The organism is Streptomyces cellostaticus (genome assembly GCF_001513965.1).
Taxonomy (GTDB): domain Bacteria; phylum Actinomycetota; class Actinomycetes; order Streptomycetales; family Streptomycetaceae; genus Streptomyces; species Streptomyces cellostaticus.
Window position 1 is genome coordinate 4,220 of record NZ_KQ948082.1, and the last position, 1,644, is coordinate 5,863.

At 70.8% G+C, this 1,644-nt stretch carries 1 protein-coding gene; it reads left to right on the plus strand.

The window, feature by feature from the left end; genetic code table 11:
* Positions 1–69: 69 nt before the first annotated feature.
* The coding region (locus tag AQI88_RS45645; RefSeq protein WP_208616094.1) for an SDR family NAD(P)-dependent oxidoreductase at positions 70–1,644 on the plus strand (1,575 nt) is incomplete at its 3' end.

Consider the following 1,644-nt stretch of genomic DNA (forward strand, 5'->3'; position numbering starts at 1 on the left):
GGGATAGCGGCGGGTTTGGAGTACCGGCGGCCGCAGCTGGTGTGGGCGGGTGCGCTCACGGGTGAGCTGGTGGCCGAGTGCGAGAGCGGGTATTGGCCGGGGCAGACGCGGCAGGCGGTGCGGTTCGCGGATGCGTTGGGCGCGCTGGCTGCGCAGGGTGTGTCGGTGTTCATCGAGGTCGGTCCGGATGGGTCCTTGTCGGCGCTGGGTCCGGACGCGGTGGCCGGTGTCGGCAGCGATGAGGGTGTGTTCATTCCGCTCCAGCGACGCAAGGAACGTGATGAGCAGGGTGTGACGGGCCTGGTGACGGGTCTGGCGCGGGCGTTCGTCCATGGGGTGTCCGTGGACTGGGCCGCGGTGTTGCCTGCTGCGAACCGGGTCGAACTGCCCACGTATGCCTTCCGTCATGAGCGGTACTGGCCCAAGGGCGTGCTGGCGCTGCCCACCCCGGGAACGGCGGGTGGGGATGGTGCGAGCACCGTGGCCGAGGCGCAGTTCTGGGCCGCGGTCGAGGGTGGGGACCTGGCCCGGATCGCCGACACGCTGGCGATTGACGACCAGCAGCATCTGAGCGAGGTGCTGCCGGCGTTGGCGTCGTGGCGTCGTCAGGAGCGGGACCGTTCGGTGACCGCGAACTGGCGCTACCGGGCGAGTTGGGCTCCGGTCGGTGAGCCGGGCTCGGGTGTGCTGACAGGACTGTGGCTGCTGGTGACCGCAGCAGGATCGGCCGACGCCGAACTGACGCGGGGGTGCGTGCGGGCGCTGGCCGCCCGAGGCGCCGAAGTAGTGGTCGTCGAGGTCCCGGCCGACGTCGTGGATCGGGCCGACGTGGCCTCGCTGCTTGGTGAGGCGTTGCAGGACATCGAGTCTGCCGGGGTGGCGGGTGTGGTGTCGTTGCTGGCGTTGGATGAGGCGCCGGTGTCGGGGTATCCGGTGGTGGCTGAGGGTGTGGCGGCGACGCTGGGGTTGGTGCAGGCGCTGGGTGATGCCGAGGTGGGTGCACCGCTGTGGGTGGTCACGCGTGGTGCGGTGGCCGCTGTGCCGGGTGAGGTGCTGGCCAACCCTGTGCAGACGCAGGTGTGGGGGCTCGGTCGGGTGGTTGCTTTGGAGCTCCCTGATCGGTGGGGCGGGTTGATCGATCTGCCTGCCGTACTGGACGAACGTGCCGGGGTGCGGCTCGCGGCCGTGCTCGCCGGGTGCGGTGAGGACCAGGTGGCGATCCGCCCGAGCGGGATTCTGGGCCGGCGGCTGAGCCGGGCTGGGCAGCCTCGCGGCTCCGCCGAGGGCTGGGTGCCGCGTGGGAGTGTGCTGGTCACTGGTGGAACGGGTGCGATTGCCGGGCATGTGGCTCATTGGCTGGCGGGGCGTGGTGCTCGGCGGTTGGTGTTGGCGAGTCGTTCCGGGCCGTCGGCCTCTGGTGTCGCGGCTCTGGTCGCGGGGCTGGCTGCTCAGGGCACGCGGGTCGATGTCGTGGCTTGTGATGTCAGTGAGCGGGCGGATTTGTCCGGGCTGCTGGCCTGGACCGGTGCGGATGGTCCTGCGTTGTCTGCGGTGATGCATACCGCGGGTGTGCTGGATGACGGTGTGGTGGACCGGCTGTCGGTGGAACGGCTGGCGACGGTGCTAACGGCCAAGGCGGCCGGC